The 20,633-nt window shown below is 71.5% G+C and carries 19 protein-coding genes; 2 read left to right on the forward strand and 17 right to left on the reverse strand.

Annotated features, from left to right (window positions below):
* Positions 1 to 56 precede the first annotated feature (56 nt).
* Entirely contained in the window at positions 57 to 1,319 is a 1,263-nt protein-coding gene (gene hisS, locus ABZ659_RS29155) for a histidine--tRNA ligase (RefSeq protein ID WP_360225555.1), read from the reverse strand.
* Positions 1,320 to 1,332: 13 nt separating this feature from the next.
* On the reverse strand, positions 1,333 to 2,043 hold the full coding sequence (locus tag ABZ659_RS29160; protein WP_360225557.1) for an MBL fold metallo-hydrolase: 711 nt from the start codon (positions 2,041 to 2,043) through the stop codon (positions 1,333 to 1,335).
* 178 nt (positions 2,044 to 2,221) lie between these two features.
* Here ABZ659_RS29160 and ABZ659_RS29165 point away from each other — a divergent pair, with 178 nt between their 5' ends.
* On the forward strand, positions 2,222 to 3,061 hold the full coding sequence (locus ABZ659_RS29165; protein WP_360225559.1) for a peptidylprolyl isomerase: 840 nt from the start codon (positions 2,222 to 2,224) through the stop codon (positions 3,059 to 3,061).
* A gap of 135 nt (positions 3,062 to 3,196) precedes the next feature.
* Positions 3,197 to 4,426, forward strand: a complete 1,230-nt coding sequence (locus tag ABZ659_RS29170) for a DUF349 domain-containing protein (protein ID WP_360225561.1) — start codon at positions 3,197 to 3,199, stop codon at positions 4,424 to 4,426.
* Between the two features lie 60 nt (positions 4,427 to 4,486).
* Here the strand turns inward: ABZ659_RS29170 and ABZ659_RS29175 are convergent, their stop codons facing one another.
* The 15 genes from ABZ659_RS29175 to pgsA all read right to left on the reverse strand — a co-directional run bounded on the left by ABZ659_RS29175 (position 4,487) and on the right by pgsA (position 20,424).
* Positions 4,487 to 7,009, reverse strand: coding sequence for a RelA/SpoT family protein (locus tag ABZ659_RS29175; protein ID WP_360225563.1), 2,523 nt, complete (start codon positions 7,007 to 7,009; stop codon positions 4,487 to 4,489).
* 308 nt (positions 7,010 to 7,317) lie between these two features.
* Positions 7,318 to 7,857, reverse strand: coding sequence for an adenine phosphoribosyltransferase (locus ABZ659_RS29180; protein ID WP_360225565.1), 540 nt, complete (start codon positions 7,855 to 7,857; stop codon positions 7,318 to 7,320).
* On the reverse strand, positions 7,854 to 8,969 hold the full coding sequence (gene secF, locus ABZ659_RS29185) for a protein translocase subunit SecF (protein ID WP_360225567.1): 1,116 nt from the start codon (positions 8,967 to 8,969) through the stop codon (positions 7,854 to 7,856). The genes ABZ659_RS29180 and secF overlap by 4 nt, the downstream gene beginning before the upstream one ends.
* A 1-nt stretch (position 8,970) precedes the next feature.
* Positions 8,971 to 10,746: a protein translocase subunit SecD gene (gene secD, locus ABZ659_RS29190; protein ID WP_360225569.1), complete on the reverse strand. Its 1,776-nt coding sequence runs from the start codon at positions 10,744 to 10,746 to the stop codon at positions 8,971 to 8,973.
* Positions 10,747 to 10,877: 131 nt separating this feature from the next.
* A complete protein-coding gene (gene yajC / locus ABZ659_RS29195; protein WP_360225571.1) occupies positions 10,878 to 11,375 on the reverse strand; it encodes a preprotein translocase subunit YajC in 498 nt (165 codons plus the stop codon).
* Positions 11,376 to 11,541: 166 nt separating this feature from the next.
* A complete protein-coding gene (gene ruvB, locus ABZ659_RS29200; protein WP_360225573.1) occupies positions 11,542 to 12,609 on the reverse strand; it encodes a Holliday junction branch migration DNA helicase RuvB in 1,068 nt (355 codons plus the stop codon).
* Between the two features lie 50 nt (positions 12,610 to 12,659).
* Positions 12,660 to 13,265, reverse strand: coding sequence for a Holliday junction branch migration protein RuvA (gene ruvA / locus ABZ659_RS29205; RefSeq protein ID WP_360225575.1), 606 nt, complete (start codon positions 13,263 to 13,265; stop codon positions 12,660 to 12,662).
* The gene (gene ruvC / locus ABZ659_RS29210; protein ID WP_360225577.1) at positions 13,262 to 13,801 is read right to left on the reverse strand and encodes a crossover junction endodeoxyribonuclease RuvC; all 540 of its coding nucleotides are present in this window, start codon (positions 13,799 to 13,801) and stop codon (positions 13,262 to 13,264) included. The genes ruvA and ruvC overlap by 4 nt, the downstream gene beginning before the upstream one ends.
* Before the next feature lie 198 nt (positions 13,802 to 13,999).
* Positions 14,000 to 14,752 (reverse strand): YebC/PmpR family DNA-binding transcriptional regulator, encoded by a 753-nt coding sequence (locus ABZ659_RS29215; RefSeq protein ID WP_360225579.1) that lies wholly within the window; start codon positions 14,750 to 14,752, stop codon positions 14,000 to 14,002.
* A 48-nt stretch (positions 14,753 to 14,800) separates the two neighbouring features.
* Complete coding sequence (gene pdxT, locus ABZ659_RS29220; protein WP_360225581.1) at positions 14,801 to 15,406, reverse strand: pyridoxal 5'-phosphate synthase glutaminase subunit PdxT; 606 nt, start codon at positions 15,404 to 15,406, stop codon at positions 14,801 to 14,803.
* Positions 15,406 to 16,317 carry a pyridoxal 5'-phosphate synthase lyase subunit PdxS gene (gene pdxS / locus ABZ659_RS29225; protein ID WP_360225583.1) on the reverse strand — a complete coding sequence of 304 codons (912 nt, stop codon included), beginning with the start codon at positions 16,315 to 16,317 and terminating at the stop codon, positions 15,406 to 15,408. Before pdxS ends, pdxT begins: the two co-directional genes overlap by 1 nt.
* Before the next feature lie 131 nt (positions 16,318 to 16,448).
* Complete coding sequence (locus ABZ659_RS29230; protein ID WP_360225585.1) at positions 16,449 to 16,991, reverse strand: hypothetical protein; 543 nt, start codon at positions 16,989 to 16,991, stop codon at positions 16,449 to 16,451.
* Between the two features lie 549 nt (positions 16,992 to 17,540).
* Positions 17,541 to 18,704: a glycosyltransferase family 4 protein gene (locus tag ABZ659_RS29235; protein ID WP_360225587.1), complete on the reverse strand. Its 1,164-nt coding sequence runs from the start codon at positions 18,702 to 18,704 to the stop codon at positions 17,541 to 17,543.
* Entirely contained in the window at positions 18,701 to 19,609 is a 909-nt protein-coding gene (locus tag ABZ659_RS29240; protein ID WP_360225589.1) for a phosphatidylinositol mannoside acyltransferase, read from the reverse strand. Before ABZ659_RS29240 ends, ABZ659_RS29235 begins: the two co-directional genes overlap by 4 nt.
* Positions 19,606 to 20,424 (reverse strand): phosphatidylinositol phosphate synthase, encoded by an 819-nt coding sequence (gene pgsA, locus ABZ659_RS29245; RefSeq protein WP_360225655.1) that lies wholly within the window; start codon positions 20,422 to 20,424, stop codon positions 19,606 to 19,608. Before pgsA ends, ABZ659_RS29240 begins: the two co-directional genes overlap by 4 nt.
* Positions 20,425 to 20,633 lie beyond the last annotated feature (209 nt).

Here is a 20,633-nt window from a genome sequence, read left to right on the forward strand (position 1 = left end):
TGGTGACCGTTCGATCCGCATAAGGACATACGGCCGACCCCGCCCCCCAACAGCTGTCAGCCGAGCCGGGACTCCAGTTCCGCCACGATCTCGTTGACGCCGATCGCCGTCTGCTCGCCGGAGTCCATGTCCTTGAGCTGGACGACCCCTTCGGCGAGGTCGCGTTCGCCGAGGACGAGGGTGTAGCGGGCGCCACTGCGGTTGGCCGCCTTCATCGCCGCCTTCAGGCCCTTGCCGCCGTACGAGAAGTCCGCCGCGATGCCGTTCTTGCGCAGTTCGGTGACCTTGCCGAACAGGACGCGGCGGGCCTCCTCCCCGAGGGGGACGGCGAAGACGCTGGTGGTGGCGGGGAGTTCGAGGGCGACGCCCTCCGCCTCCAGGGCCAGCACCGTGCGGTCGACGCCGAGCGCCCAGCCGACGGACGGCAGCGCGGGGCCGCCGATCATCTCGGACAGGCCGTCGTAGCGGCCGCCGCCGCCCACCGCGGACTGCGAGCCGAGGCCGTCGTGGACGAACTCGAAGGTGGTGCGGGTGTAGTAGTCCAGGCCGCGCACCAGCTTCGCGTCGTCCTCGAAGGCCACGCCCGCCGCCGTGAGCAGCTCGCGGACCTCCTCGTGGTACGCCTTGCAGGCGTCGCACAGGTAGTCGCGCAGCAGCGGGGCGTCGCTGAGCTGCTTCTGGACGTCGGGGCGCTTGTCGTCGAGGACGCGCAGCGGGTTGATCTCGGCGCGGCGCAGGGTGTCCTCGTCGAGGTCGAGACCGCGCAGGAAGTCCTGGAGCGCGGCCCGGTAGACCGGGCGGCACTCCTGGTCGCCCAGGCTGTTGAGCAGGATGCGGAAGTCCCTGAGGCCGAGCGAGCGGTACGCCTGGTCGGCCAGGATGATCAGCTCGGCGTCGAGCGCCGGGTCCTCCGCGCCGATCGCCTCGGCGCCGACCTGCGAGAAGTGGCGGTAACGGCCCTTCTGGGGGCGCTCGTAGCGGTAGTACGAGCCGGAGTACCAGAGCTTGACGGGGAGGTTGCCCGCCTTGTGCAGGTTGGCCTCCAGCGCGGCGCGCAGCACGGAGGCGGTGCCCTCGGGACGCAGCGCGAGCCGGTCGCCGCCCTTGGTCTCGAAGGCGTACATCTCCTTGGTCACGATGTCGGTGGACTCGCCCACCCCGCGCGCGAACAGCTCCACGTTCTCGAAGCCGGGCGTCTCGACGTAGCCGTAGCCGGAGTTGCGCAGCGGCGCGGAGATCGCCTCGCGGACCGCCAGGAACTTGGCGCTGTCCGGCGGGATCAGGTCGTACGTGCCCTTGGGGGCCTTGAAGGTGCTCACGGGAGTTCTCTCGTCACATTCCTCGTCGGGGAGCCTGGTCGGCGGCTCCCTGGCCGTCGGCCACCTGCCGCAGGTACGGGTTGGTGGCACGCTCCCGGCCGATGGTCGTCTGGGGGCCGTGTCCGGACAGCACCACGGTCGAGTCGTCGAGCGGCAGGCACACGCGGGCCAGCGAGTCGAGCATCTCGGCCATGTCACCACCGGGCAGGTCGGTGCGTCCGATGGAGCCGGCGAACAGCAGGTCGCCCGAGAACATGACCGGCGGGACGTCCGCCGCCTCGGGCATACCGAAGGTCACCGACCCCTTGGTATGGCCCGGCGCGTGCGCGACGGAGAGCCGCAGACCGGCCAGTTCCAGTGCGGCGCCGTCGGTCAGCTCCCTGACGTCGTCCGGCTCCCCCACGGTCAGCTCACCCATCAGCGGCATCCCGATGGAGCGGCCGACGGCCTTCTCCGGGTCGCTCATCATGTAGCGGTCGGCGGGGTGGATCCAGGCCGGTACGCCATGCGCGCCGCACACCGGGACGACCGACGCCACATGGTCGATGTGGCCGTGGGTGAGGATGACGGCGACCGGCTTGAGGCGGTGCTTGGCGACGGCCTCGGCGACGCCCGGGGCGGCCTGGTGGCCGGGGTCGATGATCACGCACTCCTCACCGGCGGCGGGGGCGACGAGATAACAGTTCGTCCCCCAGGCCCCGGCGGGGAACCCGGCAATGAGCACGATCGTCCTTCGTTGTGTCGGTTCGAGTGGCTTGTGAACGGCTGCGCCTGAGGCCAGAAGCCTACCGGCGCTGCCGCATCCTCAGGGAACCCATATACGGTACGGGGCACACACGCGCGCGGTTGACTCCAGGGCGCGTAACCCGTCGACGTAACCAGACGCACGAGGAGTAGACCCGGTGGTCAGCCAGGAACAGCGGCGGCGTCAGCTCGCCCGGGAGAAGTTCTTGCGGCAGCAGCAGCGGCGCACCCAGGCACGGCGCAAGACACGCACGCGCAACGCGGTGATCGCGTCGGTGCTCGGCGTGGTTCTGGTGGGCAGCCTCGCGCTGTACACGACCGGGACCCTGAAGGGCGACGACGACAAGAGCAACGCGGGCGCGGAGGTCACGCCCAGCGCCGAGGCGACGAGCAAGGCACCCGACCCCTGCGACAAGCCCGCCAAGGGCGACGTGGAGACGATGAGCTGGAAGAAGGAGCCAGCGGTCACCATCGACAAGTCGGCGAAGTACACGATGAAGCTGGCGACGACCTGCGGTGACATAGACATCGACCTGAAGGCGTCGGCGGCCCCGCACACCGTGAACTCGTTCGACTTCCTGGCCGGGAAGGGCTACTTCGACCACACGTCGTGCCACCGGCTCACCACGAACGGCATCTACGTCCTGCAGTGCGGCGATCCGACGGGCCAGGGCACCGGCGGGCCGGGCTACACCATCCCGGACGAGAACCTGAAGGACAAGAGCCTCAAGGGCGACACCTACCCGAAGGGCACGGTGGCGATGGCGAACCAGTTCGACGCCTCCTCGGGTCAGGGCCGCGACAGCGGTGGCAGCCAGTTCTTCCTCGTCTACGAGGACAGTCCGCTGCCGCCCAACTACACCCCGTTCGGTACGGTTTCCGAGGCCGGGATGAAGGTACTCGAGAAGATTGCCGCCGCGGGTGAGAACACCGGCGCGGGTGACGGGGCGCCGAACGCGACGGTCGTGATCAACAAGGCCACGGTCAGCGAATCCTGACCCCCAACTGCGTAACTTCGGTCGCGCGGGATGCGGACAGGCAACCCGCCGGTCGCCTATGTTGGCCGTGACGAAACTGTGGACGATGCCCGGGGGAGCCGACGCCCCCCGCAGGCATCATGTGGAGGAGGCGCTGTGAGCAGCGACCCGTGGGGCCGCGTCGACGAGACGGGGACCGTGTACGTGCGTACGGCCGACGGCGAGCAGGTCGTCGGTTCCTGGCAGGCGGGCTCCCCCGAGGAGGCGCTGGCCTATTTCGAGCGCAAGTACGAGGGCCTGGTTGTCGAGATCGGCCTCCTCGAGAAGCGGGTGCAGACCACCGACCTGTCGGCGAAGGACGCCCAGGCCGCGATCGACCACCTGCGCGAGCAGATCGACGCGCACCACGCCGTCGGTGACCTGGACGCGCTCCGGGCCCGGCTGGACAAGCTGGTCGAGCTGGTGGACAAGCGCCGCGAGGAGCGCAGGGCGCAGCGGGCCCGGCAGACCGACGAGGCCCGTCAGGCCAAGGAGTCGCTGGTCACCGAGGCCGAGGAGCTGGCCCAGTCCGACCAGTGGCGGGTGGCCGGTGAGCGGCTGCGGTCGCTGGTGGACACCTGGAAGGGCCTGCCGCGCCTGGACCGCAAGTCGGACGACGAGCTGTGGCACCGGTTCTCGCACGCCCGGTCGGCGTTCTCCAAGCGGCGCAAGGCGCACTTCGCGCAGCTGGACGCGCAGCGCGAGGAGGCCCGCCGGACCAAGGAGCGGCTGGTCGCCGAGGCCGAGGCGCTGTCCGCGTCGACGGACTGGGGCCCCACGGCCGCGCGCTACCGCGAGCTGATGACGGAGTGGAAGGCCGCGGGCCGCGCCCAGCGCGAGCACGAGGACGACCTGTGGAACCGCTTCCGCGGCGCACAGGACGTGTTCTTCGCCGCCCGCAGCTCGGTCTTCGCCGAGCGGGACGCGGAGCAGGCGGAGAACCTCAAGCTCAAGGAGGAGCTGGCCGAGGAGGCCGAGAAGATCCTCCCGGTCACCGATCTGAAGACCGCGCGGGCCGCCTTCCGCTCGGTCAACGAGCGCTGGGAGGCCATCGGCCACGTCCCGCGCGACGCCCGCCCGAAGGTCGAGGGCCGGATGCACGCGGTGGAGCGGGCCATCCAGGAGGCCGAGGAGGCCGAGTGGCGCCGGACCAACCCGGAGGCACGCGCGCGTGCCGAGGGACTGACCGGTCAGCTCCAGGCGGCCGTGGACAAGCTCCGCGGTCAGATCGACCAGGCGCGTGCCCAGGGCAACAACGCCAAGGCCGACAAGCTGGAGCGTGAGCTGGAGGGCCGCCAGGCACTGCTGGACCAGGCGCTGAAGGGTCTCCAGGAGTTCGGCGGCTGACGCACGGACACCGAGGAACGGGGCTCCCCACCGCGGGGAGCCCCGTTCTCGTCGTCCTGCCTACGTCCGGTTGCGTGCCGACGTCACGCGGTAGACGTCGTAGACGCCTTCCACGCCCCGGACGGCCTTCAGCACGTGGCCGAGGTGTTTCGGGTCGCCCATCTCGAAGGTGAAGCGGGAGGTGGCGACGCGGTCGCGGGAGGTCTGGACGGCGGCGGAGAGGATGTTGACGTGCTGGTCGGACAGGACCCGGGTGACGTCGGAGAGCAGCCGGGAGCGGTCCAGGGCCTCCACCTGGATGGCGACCAGGAAGACCGAGGACTGGGTGGGCGCCCACTCCACTTCGAGGATGCGCTCCGGCTCGCGCGACAGTGACTCCACGTTGACGCAGTCACTCCGGTGCACCGACACACCGCTACCACGGGTGACGAAGCCGATGATCGGGTCGCCGGGTACGGGCGTACAGCAGCGGGCCAGCTTGACCCAGACGTCCTCGACGCCCTTGCAGATGACGCCCGGGTCGGCGCTGGAGCGGCGCTTGCGGCTCCGGCCGCGGGCGGGCGGGACGCTCTCGTCGATCTCCTCGGTGGCGGCCTCCTCACCGCCGAGCGCCTGGACCAGCTTCTGCACGATGTTCTGCGCGGAGACATGGCCCTCGCCGATCGCCGCGTACAGCGCGGAGATGTCCGAGTAGCGCATCTCGTGCGCCAGGGTGACCAGGGAGTCACCGGTGAGGATGCGCTGGATCGGCAGGTTCTGCTTGCGCATCGCGCGGACGATGGCGTCCTTGCCCTGCTCGATCGCCTCGTCCCGGCGCTCCTTGGAGAACCAGGCGCGGATCTTGTTGCGGGCACGCGGTGACTTGACGAAGCCGAGCCAGTCGCGGGAGGGCCCGGCACCGGCCGCCTTGGAGGTGAAGACCTCCACCAGGTCGCCGTTGTCGAGGGTGGACTCCAGCGGGACGAGCCTGCCGTTGACCCGCGCTCCTATGGTGCGGTGGCCGACCTCGGTGTGGACGGCGTACGCGAAGTCCACGGGGGTGGCACCGGCCGGGAGCGCTATGACGTCACCCTTAGGGGTGAAGACGAAGACCTCGTTGCGGGAGAGGTCGAAGCGCAGCGACTCCAGGAACTCGCCGGGGTCCTCGGTCTCCTTCTGCCAGTCCAGGAGCTGCCGCAGCCACGCCATGTCGTTGATGGCGTCCTTGTCCTTGCCGGACCCCTTCGGCACGTCGGTACGCACCTTCGAGGCACCGGCGACGGCCTCCTGCTTGTACTTCCAGTGCGCGGCGATGCCGTACTCGGCGCGGCGGTGCATGTCGAAGGTGCGGATCTGGAGCTCTACGGGCTTGCCGTTGGGTCCGATGACCGTCGTGTGCAGCGACTGGTACATGTTGAACTTGGGCATCGCGATGTAGTCCTTGAACCGGCCGGGGACCGGGTTCCACCGCGCGTGCACGGTGCCGAGGGCGGCGTAGCAGTCGCGCACGGTGTCGACGAGGACGCGGATGCCCACCAGGTCGTAGATCTCCGCGAAGTCCCGGCCGCGGACGATCATCTTCTGGTAGACGCTGTAGTAGTGCTTGGGGCGGCCGGTGACGGTCGCCTTGATGCGGGCGGCACGCAGGTCCTGCTGGACCTCGTCGGTCACTATGGCCAGGTACTCGTCGCGCTTCGGCGCCCTCTCGGCCACCAGCCGGACGATCTCGTCGTACATCTTGGGGTAGAGGATCGCGAAGGCGAGGTCCTCCAGCTCCCACTTGATGGTGTTCATGCCCAGGCGGTGGGCGAGCGGCGCGTAGATCTCCAGGGTCTCGCGCGCCTTCTTCTCCTGCTTCTCGCGCTTGAGGTAGCGCATGGTGCGCATGTTGTGCAGGCGGTCGGCGAGCTTGATGACCAGGACGCGGGGGTCCTTGGCCATGGCGACGACCATCTTGCGCACGGTCTCCGCCTGCGCGGCCTCACCGAACTTGACCTTGTCCAGCTTGGTGACGCCGTCGACGAGGAGGGCGACGACGTCGCCGAAGTCGCGGCGCAGGTCGTCCAGGCCGTACTCGGTGTCCTCGACGGTGTCGTGCAGCAGGCCCGCCATCAGGGTGGCCGGGTCCATGCCCAGCTCGGCGAGGATGGTGGTGACCGCGAGCGGGTGGGTGATGTACGGGTCGCCGCTCTTGCGCTTCTGGCCGCGGTGCCAGCGCTCGGCGACCTGGTAGGCGCGCTCGATCTGGCGCAGTGTCGACGTCTCGATCTTGGGGTCGTTGCTGCGCACTATCCGCAGCAGCGGCTCCAGGACCGGGTTGTACGGGTTGGCGCGCTGGACGCCGAGGCGGGCGAGACGGGCGCGGACGCGGTTGGAGGAACCGGTGCGGACGGGCTGCGCGGACGCCGGGCGGATGGGCGGCGTGGCCGTGCTGCGCTGCGGTGCGGACGGCTTGGCGGGCTGCTCGGCGGGGTTCGCGGACGGGGCCGGGGCGTGTTCGACCGGCCCGCGGGTGTCGTTCCCGGCGTTCGGCGCGGGCTTCGCCGCGGCGCCCGGGGTGGGTTCGGGCTTGGCGGCGGTCAGGTGCTGGGCCTCGTCTGCCAAGAGGGCTCCTCGTGCGCGATCCGGGTCCCCCGGTCAGGTTCCGGAGACCCCATGGTAGCGATCCCGGGTCGCGGGATCGCCTTCAGGCCAGAGTGAGGCCCGTCTACCCGAGGAACACAAGGGGCGTGCGGGGGATTCCTTCCGCGGGGTCCGGCGGCTCCCGCGTGGCGGTCGACCGGTGCGCGGGACGGCTCCCGCCTGCGGTCGGACGCCTCGCGCGCCCGCGCACGGGACCGCGCGCTCCGCGCCGGGAAAAGGCCGCGCGCCCGGCGGTGGTGCTCGGTGCCGGGCGCGCGGGGTGGTGCGGGTCAGATGGTGAGAAGTGCCTCCAGCGGCGCTCCGTCCAGGGAGGACTCCAGGCGGGTACGGCCGCCCAGGAAGCCCAGTTCCATCAGGACGGCGACGCCCGCGACCCGGGCACCGGCGCGGCGGATCAGGGTGAGGGACGCCTCGGCGGTGCCGCCGGTGGCAAGGACGTCGTCGACGACCAGGACCCGGTCGTCGCCGCTGAGGTCCTCGGCGTGGATCTCGATCTCCGCGGAGCCGTACTCCAGGTCGTACGCCTGGCTCAGGGTCGCTCCGGGGAGCTTGCCCGCCTTGCGTACGGGGATGAAGCCGACGCCCGCGCGGACGGCGACCGGGGCGCCCAGGATGAAGCCGCGGGCCTCCAGACCGACGACCTTGGTGGCGTTCTCGCGGACGGCTATGTCGGCCAGGGCGTCGGTCAGGGCGCCGAACGCCGCCGGGTCCGCGAGCAGCGGGGTGATGTCCTTGAACAGCACGCCCGGCTCCGGGTAGTCGGCCACGTCCCGGATCCGGCTGAGCAGCAGCTGCTCGATGTCGGTCATCGTCGCTTCCCCGAGGGTCGGCCACGGCCCCGGCCACGGGACGCGGGCTGGTTGCGCGGGCCGACGACCGCGGGCGCGGCGTCCTCGGGCTCGTCGTCGTAGTCGTCGTCCGTGGTGGCGGCGGTCGGCGCGACGGCCGGTTCGGCGCCCTGGGCGCGCTTGGCGAGGACGCGCTTCCTCAGCGCCTTCATCTCCGGCTCGAGTTCCTTGAGGTCGGCGACGAGCGGCGTGGCGATGAAGATCGAGGAGTAGGCGCCGGCCGCGAGGCCGACGAACAGCGACAGCGAGATGTCGTTCAACATGCCGCCGCCGAGGACGCCGCCGCCGATGAACAGCAGGCCCGCCACCGGCAGCAGGGCGACCACGGTGGTGTTGACCGACCGGACCAGGGTGCTGTTGATCGAGCGGTTGGCGATGTCGCTGTAGGTCCAGCGGGTCTGTTTGGTGATGCCCTTGGTCTGTTCCTTGAGGCTGTCGAAGACGACGACCGTGTCGTACAGCGAGTAACCGAGGATCGTCAGCAGACCGATCACGGTGCCCGGGGTGACCTCGAAGCCGACGAGGGCGTAGATGCCGACCGTGATGGTGATGTCGTGGATCAGGGCGACGAACGCGGCGATGGCCATCCGCCACTCGAAGGCGATCGCCAGGTAGATCACCACCAGGACCAGGAAGATCCCCAGGCCCTGCCACGCCTTGTTGGCGATCTGGTCGCCCCAGCTGGGACCGACCAGTTCGGCGTTGATGTCCTCCTCGTTGACCTTGAGGTCCTCGGCGAGGGTGTTCTTGATCTGGTCGGACTTGCTGGTGTCCGTGCCCGCGATCTGGATGCGCAGGCTGCCGTTGCCGAGCTTCTGGACGATGGCGTCGTGACCCGACGCCTCCTCCGCGTACTCCTGCGCCTGGGAGACCGAGACGGACGTCTTCGGGGTGGTGAAGACGGCGCCGCCCTGGAACTCGATGCCCATGTTCAGGCCGCGCACCGTCAGGCCGACGATGGCCGTGATGGTGATCAGGATCGAGATGCCGTACCAGAGCTTGCGGTTGCCGACGAAGTCGTAACCGACCTCGCCACGGTGGAGCCGGGCGCCGAGGTTGCCGAGCTTCGACATCTCACGCCTCCTTCGGGTCGACGGGGGCGACGGGACGGCGGGTGCGGCGCAGCGGGGGCTTGGCTCCCAGGGCCTTCGGGTCCAGGCCGGACCAGCGGTGGCCGCTCGCGAAGAACTTCCGGCGCGCCATCAGCGTCAGCAGCGGCTTGGTGAACAGGAACACGACCACGACGTCGAGCACGGTCGTGAGGCCGAGCGTGAAGGCGAAGCCCTGCACCTTGCCGACGGTGACGACGAACAGCACCGCGGCGGCGAGGAACGACACGAAGTCGGAGACCAGGATGGTGCGCCGGGCGCGCGGCCAGGCCCGCTCGACCGCGGGGCGCAGCGAGCGGCCCTCACGGATCTCGTCGCGGACGCGTTCGAAGTAGACGATGAACGAGTCCGCGGTGATGCCGATGGCGACGATGGCGCCGCAGACCGCGGGGAGGTTCAGCGCGAAGCCGATGGCGGGGCCGAGCAGCGACATGATCACGTAGGTGAGCGCGGCGGAGACCAGCAGCGAGGCGATCGCGATGAAGGACAGGCCGCGGTAGTAGACCACCAGGTAGAGCACGACCAGCGCGAGGCCGATGGCGCCCGCGATGAGGCCCGCGTGGAGCTGGTCGCCGCCGAGCGCGGCGGTGACCGTGGTGACGCTGTCCTCCTGGAAGCTCAGCGGCAGGGCGCCGTAGGAGAGCATGTTGGCGAGGTTCTGCGCCTCGTCCTGGGTGAAGCTGCCGGAGATCTCCGCGTTGCCGCCGGAGATGGACTGGCTGACGAACGGGCTGGAGACGACCTCTCCGTCCAGGACGATGCCGAACTGGTTCTGCGGCGACTGGTTCTGCGCGAGCTGGCCGGTGATGTCGGCGAACTTCTTGGCGCCGGAGGAGGAGAAGTCCATCTGGACCTTCCAGCCGGCACCGCTCTGGGTGTCGTAGACGGCGCTGGCGTCGTCGACCTCGGTGCCGTCGACGGCGGCCGGGCCGAGCAGGTACTTGTACCAGACGCCGTTGATCTCACCGCAACCGACCGTGGAGGCGTCGGGCTTGGCGCCGTCACCGGCGTCGGTGCGGGCCGCCTTCTTGGAGCAGTCCAGTGCGGCGTACTCCTGCTGGACCTTGGTGTCGGCGTCGGAGGCGGCGCCCTCGTCCGTGGCGGAGGGGCTGGCGCTCGCGGAGGCCGAGGCCGAGTCGGAGGGCGTGGGGTCGGCCTTCAGCGCGTCGGTGACGGCGCGGCCCTGGGTGGTGGCGGAGCCCGACGGGGTCGCCTTGGCGGTCTCGGTGCCGGTGGCGGACTCGCCGTCCGACGGGGACGCTGACGCGGAGGGGCTGGCGGAGCCGGTGGCCTCGCCCGAGGCGCTGGGCGAGGGGTTCGCCGCGGCGGGGCCGGTGGGCTCGGTGGCCAGGACCGGCCGGAAGTACAGCTTGGCGGTGGTGCCGACCTGTTCCCGGGCCTGCTTGGAGTTGGTGCCCTTGGGGATGTTGACGATGATGTTGCGATCGCCCTGGGTCTGGACTTCCGCCTCGGACACGCCAAGACCGTTGACGCGGCGCTCCATGATGGAGACCGCGGTGTTCATGTTGGTCTTGTTGATCGCCGCCTCGTCGCCGTCCTCGGGGACGGCGCGGAGCGTGATGCTCGTGCCGCCCGCCAGGTCGATGCCGAGACGCGGGGTGGTATGTCCGGAGAGGAACATGCCCCCCGTGAGCGCCACGATGGCGATCAGAATCAGGACCAGCGAGCGCACCGGCTTGCTCTGAGCGCTCGCGCTCCGACCCTTTTTGGGTGCTGCCACCTTCTCGTACTCCCTCTCGGGCCGCTCCGCGCCGGGTCTGCGGGCGTGCGGCCGTGCCATGGTGTCGGGATCCCGTGCGCGACGAGCAGGTCCCTGGGTGCGCGGGTGGTACCCGCGCGCCCTGGGCGTGACTACTTCGCGTCGGAGTCGCCGTCGGACTTCTTCGGCTCCTCGCCCGGCTTCGCGTCGGCGGTGGACGGCTCCTCGGCCGTGTCCTTCTTGCCGAGGTCGACGGAGGCGTCGGCGGAGGTGTCGCCGTCGGAGGCGGCTTCGGCGGACTCGTCGGAGTCGGTGAGGGAGGAGGCGTCGTCCGGCACGAGGCCTGCGTCGGACTTCAGGTCGTGCTCGATGCCGTGCACGATGCGGTTGTACTCGTCGTCGGTGAGGACCGCACCGATGGAGTTCTTGGCGAAGAGCAGCTCCACACCCGGTCCGGCGTCGAGGAGGACGGTGTCCTCGTTGACTTCCTTGACCGTGGCGTACATGCCCCCGATCGTGCGGACTCCGGAACCGGGCTGCATCTGGTTCCGCATGTCGGCGGCCTGCTGCTGCTTCTTCTTGGCCGACCGCGTCATCAGGAACATGGCCCCGATGAGCACGATGAACGGGAGGAGGGTCACGAGACTCACGGGTCGGAACTTCCTTCACACGACCGCGGTGGTGAGCGGCCTGATGGTTGGGGGTGTGCTTGCCGCCACGAGAAGGGCGGCATCGGCGGAGTCTAAGCGAGTCCGCGCGCATGGAACAACGCTCAGCATGGCACCAGGGTTCCTGGGCTGGCCAATGTCCGCACCGTCACGTCCCGAACAAGTCCTGTTGTCCGTTTCCCACAGCGCCGGTGCCGGGTGCGGTGAGGCCGAGATGCGCCCATGCGGCGGGGGTGGCGACCCGGCCGCGCGGGGTGCGGGCGAGCAGTCCCTCCCGTACCAGGAAGGGCTCGGCGACCTCCTCGACGGTCTCGCGCTCCTCCCCCACGGCGACCGCGAGGGTGGACAGGCCCACGGGGCCGCCGCCGAACAGCTTCAGCAGGGCCTCCAGGACGGCGCGGTCGAGGCGGTCGAGGCCACGGCTGTCGACCTCGTAGACCGCGAGGGCGGCGGCGGCGATCTCCTGGCTGATCACGCCGTCGGCCTTGACCTGGGCGTAGTCGCGGACCCGGCGCAGCAACCGGTTGGCGATGCGGGGCGTGCCGCGGGAGCGGCCCGCGATCTCGGCGGCGCCGGGCGCCTCGATCTCGACGTCGAGCAGGCTGGCGGAGCGGTGGATGACCCGTTCCAGCTCGGTGGGCTCGTAGAACTCCATGTGCGCGGTGAAGCCGAAGCGGTCGCGCAGCGGGGGCGGCAGCAGGCCCGCGCGGGTGGTGGCGCCGACCAGGGTGAACGGCGGCAGCTCCAGGGGGATGGCGGTGGCGCCGGGGCCCTTGCCGACGATGACGTCGACGCGGAAGTCCTCCATCGCCATGTAGAGCATCTCCTCGGCGGGGCGGGACATGCGGTGGATCTCGTCGAGGAAGAGGACCTCGCCCTCCTGGAGGGAGGACAGGATCGCCGCGAGGTCGCCGGCGTGCTGGATGGCGGGCCCCGACGTGATGCGGATGGGGGCGCCCATCTCGGCCGCGATGATCATCGACAGGGTGGTCTTGCCGAGGCCGGGGGCGCCGGACAGCAGGACGTGGTCGGCGGTGGCGCCGCGCGCGCGGGCGGCGCGCAGCACGAGGTCGAGCTGCTCGCGGACCTTCTCCTGGCCGATGAACTCGTGCAGGTCCTTGGGGCGCAGGGCGGCCTCGACGGCCTGGTCCTCACCGTCGGCGGACGCACCGACGAGCCGCTCGGTGGCGGTGTCGGGGGTGTCGTCCCAGTTCATGTGGTGTGCCTCGGTTCTCGACTACGGGCTGGCGGGCTCTCGACCGCGGGTTATCGGGCGCGGTTCAGCGTCTGGAGGGCGGCCTTGAGGAGCTGTCCGACCGGGGGCGGGCCGCCCGCGGCCTCGGCCTGCGGGGTGACGGCGGAGACGGCCTCGTCGGCCTCGCGGGTGGCGTAGCCGAGGCCGATCAGGGCGGCGTGCAGCTGGTCGCGCCAGCCGTGGGTGACGGGGGCGCCGACGGCGGGGGCACCGAGGGGTTCGCCGAGCCGGTCCTTCAGTTCCAGGAGCAGCTTCTGCGCACCCTTCTTACCGATGCCGGGGACGGCGGTGAGGGCCTTCTCGTCGCCGGTGGCGACGGCTCTGCGCAGGGCGTCCGGGGAGTGCACGGCCAGCATGGCCTGGGCGAGCCGGGGGCCGACACCGCTCGCGGTCTGCAGCAGTTCGAAGGTCTGCCGCTCGTCGTCGTCGGCGAAGCCGTAGAGGGTCAGGGAGTCCTCCCGGACGACCAGGGAGGTGGCGAGCCTGGCCTGCTGGCCGGTGCGCAGCCCGGAGAGGGTGTTCGGGGTGCACTGGACGGCGATGCCGATCCCGCCCACCTCGACCACCGCGGAGTCGGGGGCGAGGGCGGCGACCGGGCCGCTGACGAAGGCGATCATGCCGTACGGCCTTTCGTTGCGTGGGCGGTGTGCAGGGCGACGGCCTGCTGGAGGCGGTTCTGGGCGGGGGCGCGCCAGATGTGGCAGATGGCGAGGGCGAGGGCGTCGGCGGCGTCCGCGGGCCTGGGGGGCGCGCTGAGCCGGAGGAGCCGGGTGACCATGGCGCCGACCTGGGCCTTGTCCGCCCGCCCGCTGCCGGTGACGGCGGCCTTGACCTCGCTGGGGGTGTGCAGGGCGACGGGGATGCCGCGGCGGGCGGCGCACAGCATGGCGACGGCGCTGGCCTGGGCGGTGCCCATCACGGTACGCACGTTGTGCTGGCTGAACACGCGCTCCACGGCGACGCATTCCGGCCGGTGTTCGTCGAGCCACCGCTCGACGCCCTGCTCGACGGCGACCAGCCGGTCCCCCAGCTCCGCGTCGGCCGAGGTGCGGACCACTCCGACGCCGAGCATGGTCAACGGCCGTCCCGCGACGCCCTCGACGACGCCGACGCCGCACCGGGTCAGCCCCGGGTCCACCCCCAGTACGCGCACGCGCCCTCCCCTCCTCGCGGCTGGACCGCCGCCGCTCTCGCGGACCTGGCTGACCAGCGTCGTGGTTCCCCAACGGCTGGTTGCCGCCCACGGACGGCGATCTTTGTCCTGTCAGGCTAGCCGCTGCCACCGACAACGGCGGCGGGCTGGTAGGACGTGTCCCACCAGCCCGCCGAAGACGCCCAGTCCGCCGCGGTGCTACGCGTCGACCTTCTCCATGATCTCGTCGCTGACGTCGAAGTTGGCGAAGACGTTCTGCACGTCGTCGCTGTCCTCGAGCGCGTCGATCAGCTTGAAGATCTTCTTGGCGCCCTCCTCGTCCAGCTCGACCTGCATGGTCGGGACGAAGTTGGCGTCGGCGGACTCGTAGTCGATGCCCGCGTCCTGGAGGGCCGTGCGGACCGCGACCAGGTCGGTGGGCTCGGAGACCACCTCGAAGTTCTCGCCGAGGTCGTTCACTTCCTCCGCACCCGCGTCCAGGACGGCCATGAGGACCTCGTCCTCGGTCAGCTCGCCCTTGGGGACGATGACGACGCCCTTGCGGTGGAAGAGGTACGACACCGAGCCGGGGTCGGCCATGGAGCCGCCGTTGCGGGTCATGGCGACGCGGACCTCGGAGGCGGCGCGGTTGCGGTTGTCGGTGAGGCACTCGATGAGCACCGCGACACCGTTGGGGCCGTAACCCTCGTACATGATCGTCTCGTAGTCGGCGCCGCCCGCTTCGAGGCCGCCGCCGCGCTTGATCGCCGAGTCGATGTTCTTGTTCGGCACCGACGACTTCTTCGCCTTCTGCACGGCGTCGTAGAGCGTCGGGTTGCCGTCCAGGTCGACGCCGCCCATGCGGGCCGCGACCTCGATGTTCTTGATCAGCTTCGCGAAGAGCTTGCCGCGCTTGGCATCGATGACGGCCTTCTTGTGCTTCGTCGTGGCCCATTTAGAGTGGCCGGACATCTGCCTGTCTCCTTCGCGTAACCCATCCAATGACGAACGTCAGAGATCCTACAAGGACTCCGGCGCCCGGCTCGCGCGCACCATGTCGACGAAGAGCCCGTGCACGCGGTGGTCGCCGGTCAGCTCCGGGTGGAACGACGTGGCCAGCGCGTTGCCCTGGCGGACGGCCACGATGTGCCCCCCGTGCTCGGCGAGCACCTCGGCGGCGGCGCCCACGGACTCCACCCACGGCGCGCGGATGAAGACGCCCTCCACAGGATCGCCGTCGACGCCCCGGACGTCCACCGCCGCCTCGAAGGACTCGTTCTGCCGTCCGAAGGCGTTGCGGCGCACGATCATGTCGATGCCACCGACGGTCTCCTGGCCCGAGCGCGGGTCGAGGATCTTCTCGGCGAGCATGATCATGCCCGCGCAGGTGCCGTAGACGGGCATACCGTCCCGCACGCGCGCGCGGAGGGGCTCCATCAGGCCGAAGAGGACGGCCAGCTTGGAGATGGTGGTGGACTCGCCGCCGGGTATGACGAGGCCGTCCACCGCGGCGAGCTCCTCGGGGCGCCGGACCGGCCTGGCCACGGCGTCGGCCGCGGCCAGGGCGATCAGGTGCTCCCGTACGTCGCCCTGGAGTGCGAGGACTCCGACCACGGGAGCGGTCATCACCAGCCCCGGTTCGCGTAGCGCTCGGACTCGGGCAGGGTGTCGCAGTTGATGCCGACCATGGCCTCGCCGAGGTTGCGGGACGCGTCGGCGATGATCTTCGGGTCGTCGTAGAAGGTGGTGGCCTTCACGATGGCGGCGGCGCGCTTGGCCGGGTCGCCGGACTTGAAGATGCCGGAGCCGACGAAGACGCCCTCGGCGCCGAGCTGGCGCATCAGCGCGGCGTCGGCCGGGGTGGCGACGCCACCGGCGGAGAACAGCACGACCGGGAGCTTGCCCAGCTCGGCGACCTCCCTGACCAGCTCGTAGGGGGCGCGCAGCTCCTTGGCGGCGGCGTACAGCTCGTTGTTGTCGTAGCCGCGCAGGCGGGCGATCTCGTTCTTGATCTGGCGCAGGTGGCGGACCGCCTCGACGACGTTGCCGGTGCCGGCCTCGCCCTTGGAGCGGATCATGGCCGCGCCCTCGGCGATCCGGCGCAGGGCCTCGCCCAGGTTGGTGGCGCCGCAGACGAACGGGGTGGTGAAGGCCCACTTGTCGGAGTGGTTGACCTCGTCGGCCGGGGTGAGGACCTCGGACTCGTCGATGTAGTCGACGCCGAGCGACTGGAGCACCTGGGCCTCGACGAAGTGGCCGATGCGGGACTTGGCCATCACCGGGATCGACACCGCCTCGATGATGCCCTCGATCATGTCCGGGTCGGACATCCGGGCCACGCCGCCGTCCTTGCGGATGTCGGCGGGGACCCGCTCCAGGGCCATGACGGCGACGGCGCCCGCGTCCTCGGCGATCTTCGCCTGCTCCGGCGTGACGACGTCCATGATCACACCGCCCTTGAGCTGCTCGGCCATGCCGCGCTTCACGCGCGCGGTGCCGGTCTCGGGGGTCTGGTTCTCGGAAGGCGTGCTGGACACGGGTGACCTCGCTGACGGGAAAGAGGGCTGCTACCGAGTACCGAGGAAACGTGAGGCGTGCAGGCCACAGCAAGGGCCAATGAGGAAGCGGTGGCTCGTTTTCCGGACGGGAGGTGTCTGGAATACGCCGTTCAGGCGGCCCTCTCCACCAGCGCGGCGGGCGGTTCGTCGTCCATTTCGAAGGCCAGCGGGAACGGGGCGTGCCCGGCCAGCCGGAACCAGCGGACCTTGCGGTGCCGCCGCAGGGCGCGGGCCGCGCGGACGGCGTCGTTGTGGAAGCGCCGGGCCATCGGCACCCGCCGCACCGCCTCCGCCAACTCCGTGACGGCCGCCTCACCGCCGGGGGCGGCGCGCACCCCGTCCACCTGGCCGGGGTCGGCGAGGACCGCGCGCAGGGCTTGGCTCAGCTCGCTCTCCGCGAACTCCCGCTGCTCCTCCTCGGCCTGCCGGGCGGCGTGCGCGGCCTCGTACAGCACGATCGACGCGGCCGGGTCGAGCACCCCGGAGGTGGCCAGTTCCTGCGCCACGGAGGCCCGGCGCAGCAGGTGCGCGTCCAGGGCGGCGCGGGCGGCGTCGATCCGCGCGTGCAGGCGGTCCAGGCGGCCCGCGGTCCAACTCAGGTACAGGCCGATCGCCACGAGGGCGACCAGGATCCAGATGAGGGTTGCGGTCACGGGCGGCAAGGTTATACCCGCGCGGGACGCCGGGCGGGGCGGGCCTCAGCACGCCCGCTGGGGGCGGGCGCCGCGCGGGACGCCGGGGCGGGCTCCCTCAGCCCGGTGCGGGCACCCCGCGCGGAACGCCGGGCCAGGCGACCTCAGCCCGGTGCAGGGACCCCGCACGAACGCCGCGCAGCCCGTCCGCTGGAAGCGGGCCGCCGCGCGGGACGCCGGGGCGGGCCACCACGCGGGACGCCGGGGCGGGCCACCTCAGTCCAGCGCCCGCGCGCAGCCCGCCGGGTGGCCGCCGCGCAGTCCACTGGTCGAGCCCCCGCGCGGAACGCCGGACCGGGCTCCCTCAGCCGCCCGGGCGGCCGCCCCCAGTCCGCTGCGCGGGGCCCCGCGCGGAACGCCGAGTCGGACGGCCCCGTCCACGGGGCGGTCCGCCGCGCGGCCCACCGAGCGAGCCGGCGGGTAGTCGACCGGGTGGGCGCCGCCCCGTCACGGGGTGACCGCCGCCCGGTCCACGTGGTGGGCGCCGCTCAGTCCCTCGGGCGCCGCCCTTCAGTCCCGTGCCAGCCCGAACCGGGCCCGTAGCCCCGTCGTCCGCTCGTCCGCCGCCACCGCCGCCGCGCCCGCCGTCACCGTCTCGTAGACGGAGAGGATGTCGGCGCCGACGGTCGACCAGTCGAAGCGGCGTACATGGGCGCTGCCGCGCTCCCGGAGCTCCTCGCGGCGCCCGGGGTCCCCGAGGAGCCGGACGGCCGCCTCGGCCAGGGCGTCGGCGTCCTCGTTGGCGAAGAGTTCGCCCGCCGCCCCGTGGTCGAGGACCTGGGCGAAGGCGTCCAGGTCGGAGGCGAGCACCGGCGCGCCCGCCGACATCGCCTCGACGAGGATGATGCCGAAGCTCTCACCGCCGGTGTTGGGCGCCACGTACACGTCGACGCTGCGCAGCAGCCGCGCCTTGTCCTCGTCGCTGACCATGCCGAGGAACTCCACGCGGGAACGCAGGTCGGCGGGGAGGGACTCGACGGCCTCCTCCTCGTCGCCGCGGCCCGCCACCAGCAGCCGCGTCCCCGGCCGCTCGGCGAGGATCCCCGGCAGGGCCCGCATCAGCACCGGGAGGCCCTTGCGGGGCTCGTCGATGCGCCCGATGAAGCCGATCGTCCCGCCCTGCCACTCCGGCTTGGGCTCGGCCCGCGCGAAGAAGTCCACGTCGACGCCGTTGGGAATGACCACCGCGTCGCCGCCGAGGTGCTCGACGAGCGTGCGGCGGGCGTACTCGCTGACCGCGATCCGGGCGCTGATCTTCTCCAGCGCCGCCTGGAGGATGGCGTACGCGGCGATCATCGCGCGCGAGCGGGGGTTGGAGGTGTGGAAGGTCGCCACGATCGGGCCCTGCGCCGCCCAGCAGGTCAGCAGGCCCAGCGACGGCGACGTCGGTTCGTGGATGTGGATGACGTCGAACGCGCCGTCGTGCAGCCAGCGCCGCACCCGCGCCGCCGACAGGAAACCGAAGTTCAGCCGGGCCACCGAGCCGTTGTACGGCACCGGGACCGCGCGGCCCGCCGAGACCACGTACGGCGGCAGCGGGGTGTCGTCGTCGGCCGGGGCGAGGACGGACACCTCGTGACCGAGGCGGAGGAAGTACTCGGCCAGGTCACGGATGTGGAACTGGACGCCGCCGGGGACGTCCCAGGAGTACGGGCAGACGATGCCGATCCTCACGAGGGTCCCTTCGCGGGGTCGAGGTCAGCGGTCCACAGCCGTTGCAGCATGTGCCAGTCCTCCGGGTGCTCGGCGATGCCGGTGGCGAAGGCGTTGGCCAGCGCCTGCGTCATGGCAGACGTCCTCTCCGCCCGGGTACCTGACGCGGGTACCTCGACCGGCGGGTGCACCCGGCCCTGCATGACCGGCGAGTCGTCGTACCAGAGGGTGACCGGCAGCAGCAGCGCGCCGGTCTGCTGGGCGAGCAGCGCGGGACCGGCGGGCATCCGCGCCTCCGCGCCGAAGAAGTCGACCGTGACCCCGGAGGCGGACAGGTCGCGGTCGGCGACCAGGCAGACCAGGCCGCCGTCGCGCAGCCGCCGGGCCAGCGTGCCGAAGGCGGTGCCGCCGCTGTGCGGCAGGACCTCCATGCCGAGGCCCTCCCGGTAGGCCACGAACCGGTCGTACAGCGTCTCCGGCCTCAGCCGCTCGGCGACCGTGGTGAACGGGGTCCGCAGCTTGGTGGTGACCCACGCGCCCGCCAGGTCCCAGTTGGCCAGGTGCGGCAGCGCGAGGATCACGCCGTTCCCGGCGGCCAGCCCGTCGGTCAGGTAGTGCACGTCCTTCGGGTCGAACCCGCCCTCGACGCGCTCGGCGCTCCAGGCCGGGAGCCGGAAGGACTCCATCCAGTACCGCAGGTACGAGCGCATCCCCGCGCGGGTCAGCTCCGCGAGGCGCTCCGGTGTGGCGTCGGGCAGCACGCGCGCGTAGTTGGCCGCCAGCCGCCGCACGCCCTTGCCGTCCTGCCGCCAGGCGAGGTCGGCGACGGTGCGCCCGAGCCGTACGGCGACCGGCTCGGGGAGCTTCTTCACGGTGCCCCAGCCGACGCCGTACAGCCCGTCCGTCAACCGGTCCCGGGCGCTCATGTCGCCGCCCCGCCGTCCCGGGGGGCTCCCCCGGCCCCCTGCGCGGCGTTGCGGGCGCCTGGGGCGGCACCAGCGCCGTTCTGGGCGGCGTTGCCGGAGGTCCGCGCCCCGGGCTCCGCCTCCGCCGCCGCCTCGGCCTCCGCGGACTCCCGGCGCACGGTGACGACCCGCTGCACCAGCGTCACCAGGCTGCCGACGGCGACGATCCACAGCGCGATCGGCAGCAGGTACTGGATGCCGGGCACCCCGAACTTGTGCAGGCCCGCGAACCCGGCCGCGACCAGCGAGATCACCAGCCGCTCGGCCCGCTCGACCAGCCCGTTGACGGCGACCGGCAGCCCGATCGACTCACCACGGGCCTTGGTGTACGACACCACCTGGCCGCTGGCCAGACAGAAGATCGACACCGCGCACAGGACGATGTCGTCCCCACCGGCCGCGTACCACAGGGCGAACCCGCCGAAGATCGCGCCGTCGGCGACCCGGTCGAGCGTGGAGTCCAGGAAGGCGCCCCAGCGGCTGGAGCGGCCCAGCTGGCGCGCCATGTTCCCGTCGACGAGGTCGGAGAAGACGAACAGCGTGATCACGACCGTGCCCCAGAAGAACTCCCCCCTGGGGTAGAAGACCAGCGCCCCCGCCATCACACCGGCGGTGCCGATCAGCGTGACCGTGTCAGGGCTGACGCCCCGCCGGATCAGAAACGTGGCGAACGGCGTGAGAACACGCGTGAAGAAAGCACGCGCGTACTTGTTCAGCATGGCCTTCCCGAGGGTCAAGGTCGCCGCGCGGCCCCTGCTGGCCACCGGCTGGCCCATCGTAGCCACGCGCGCGTGTCCGTGGCTGCCGGGCACCGCAGCCCGCGCGGACCAACGGCGCCACGTCCCGAAAGTCGGATTCCCCTCCTCCGTATGGACGCACCGTGACGGGAGTGGAAAGCTCGAAGAATCGCGGGCGTCGCCGGAGCCGCCCCCGCACGCGGTTCCCGCGTGTCCGCGCCCACAGTGACCTCACCGCGCACGGGAGG

Source organism: Streptomyces sp. NPDC006997 (assembly GCF_040635175.1).
Classification (GTDB): domain Bacteria; phylum Actinomycetota; class Actinomycetes; order Streptomycetales; family Streptomycetaceae; genus Streptomyces.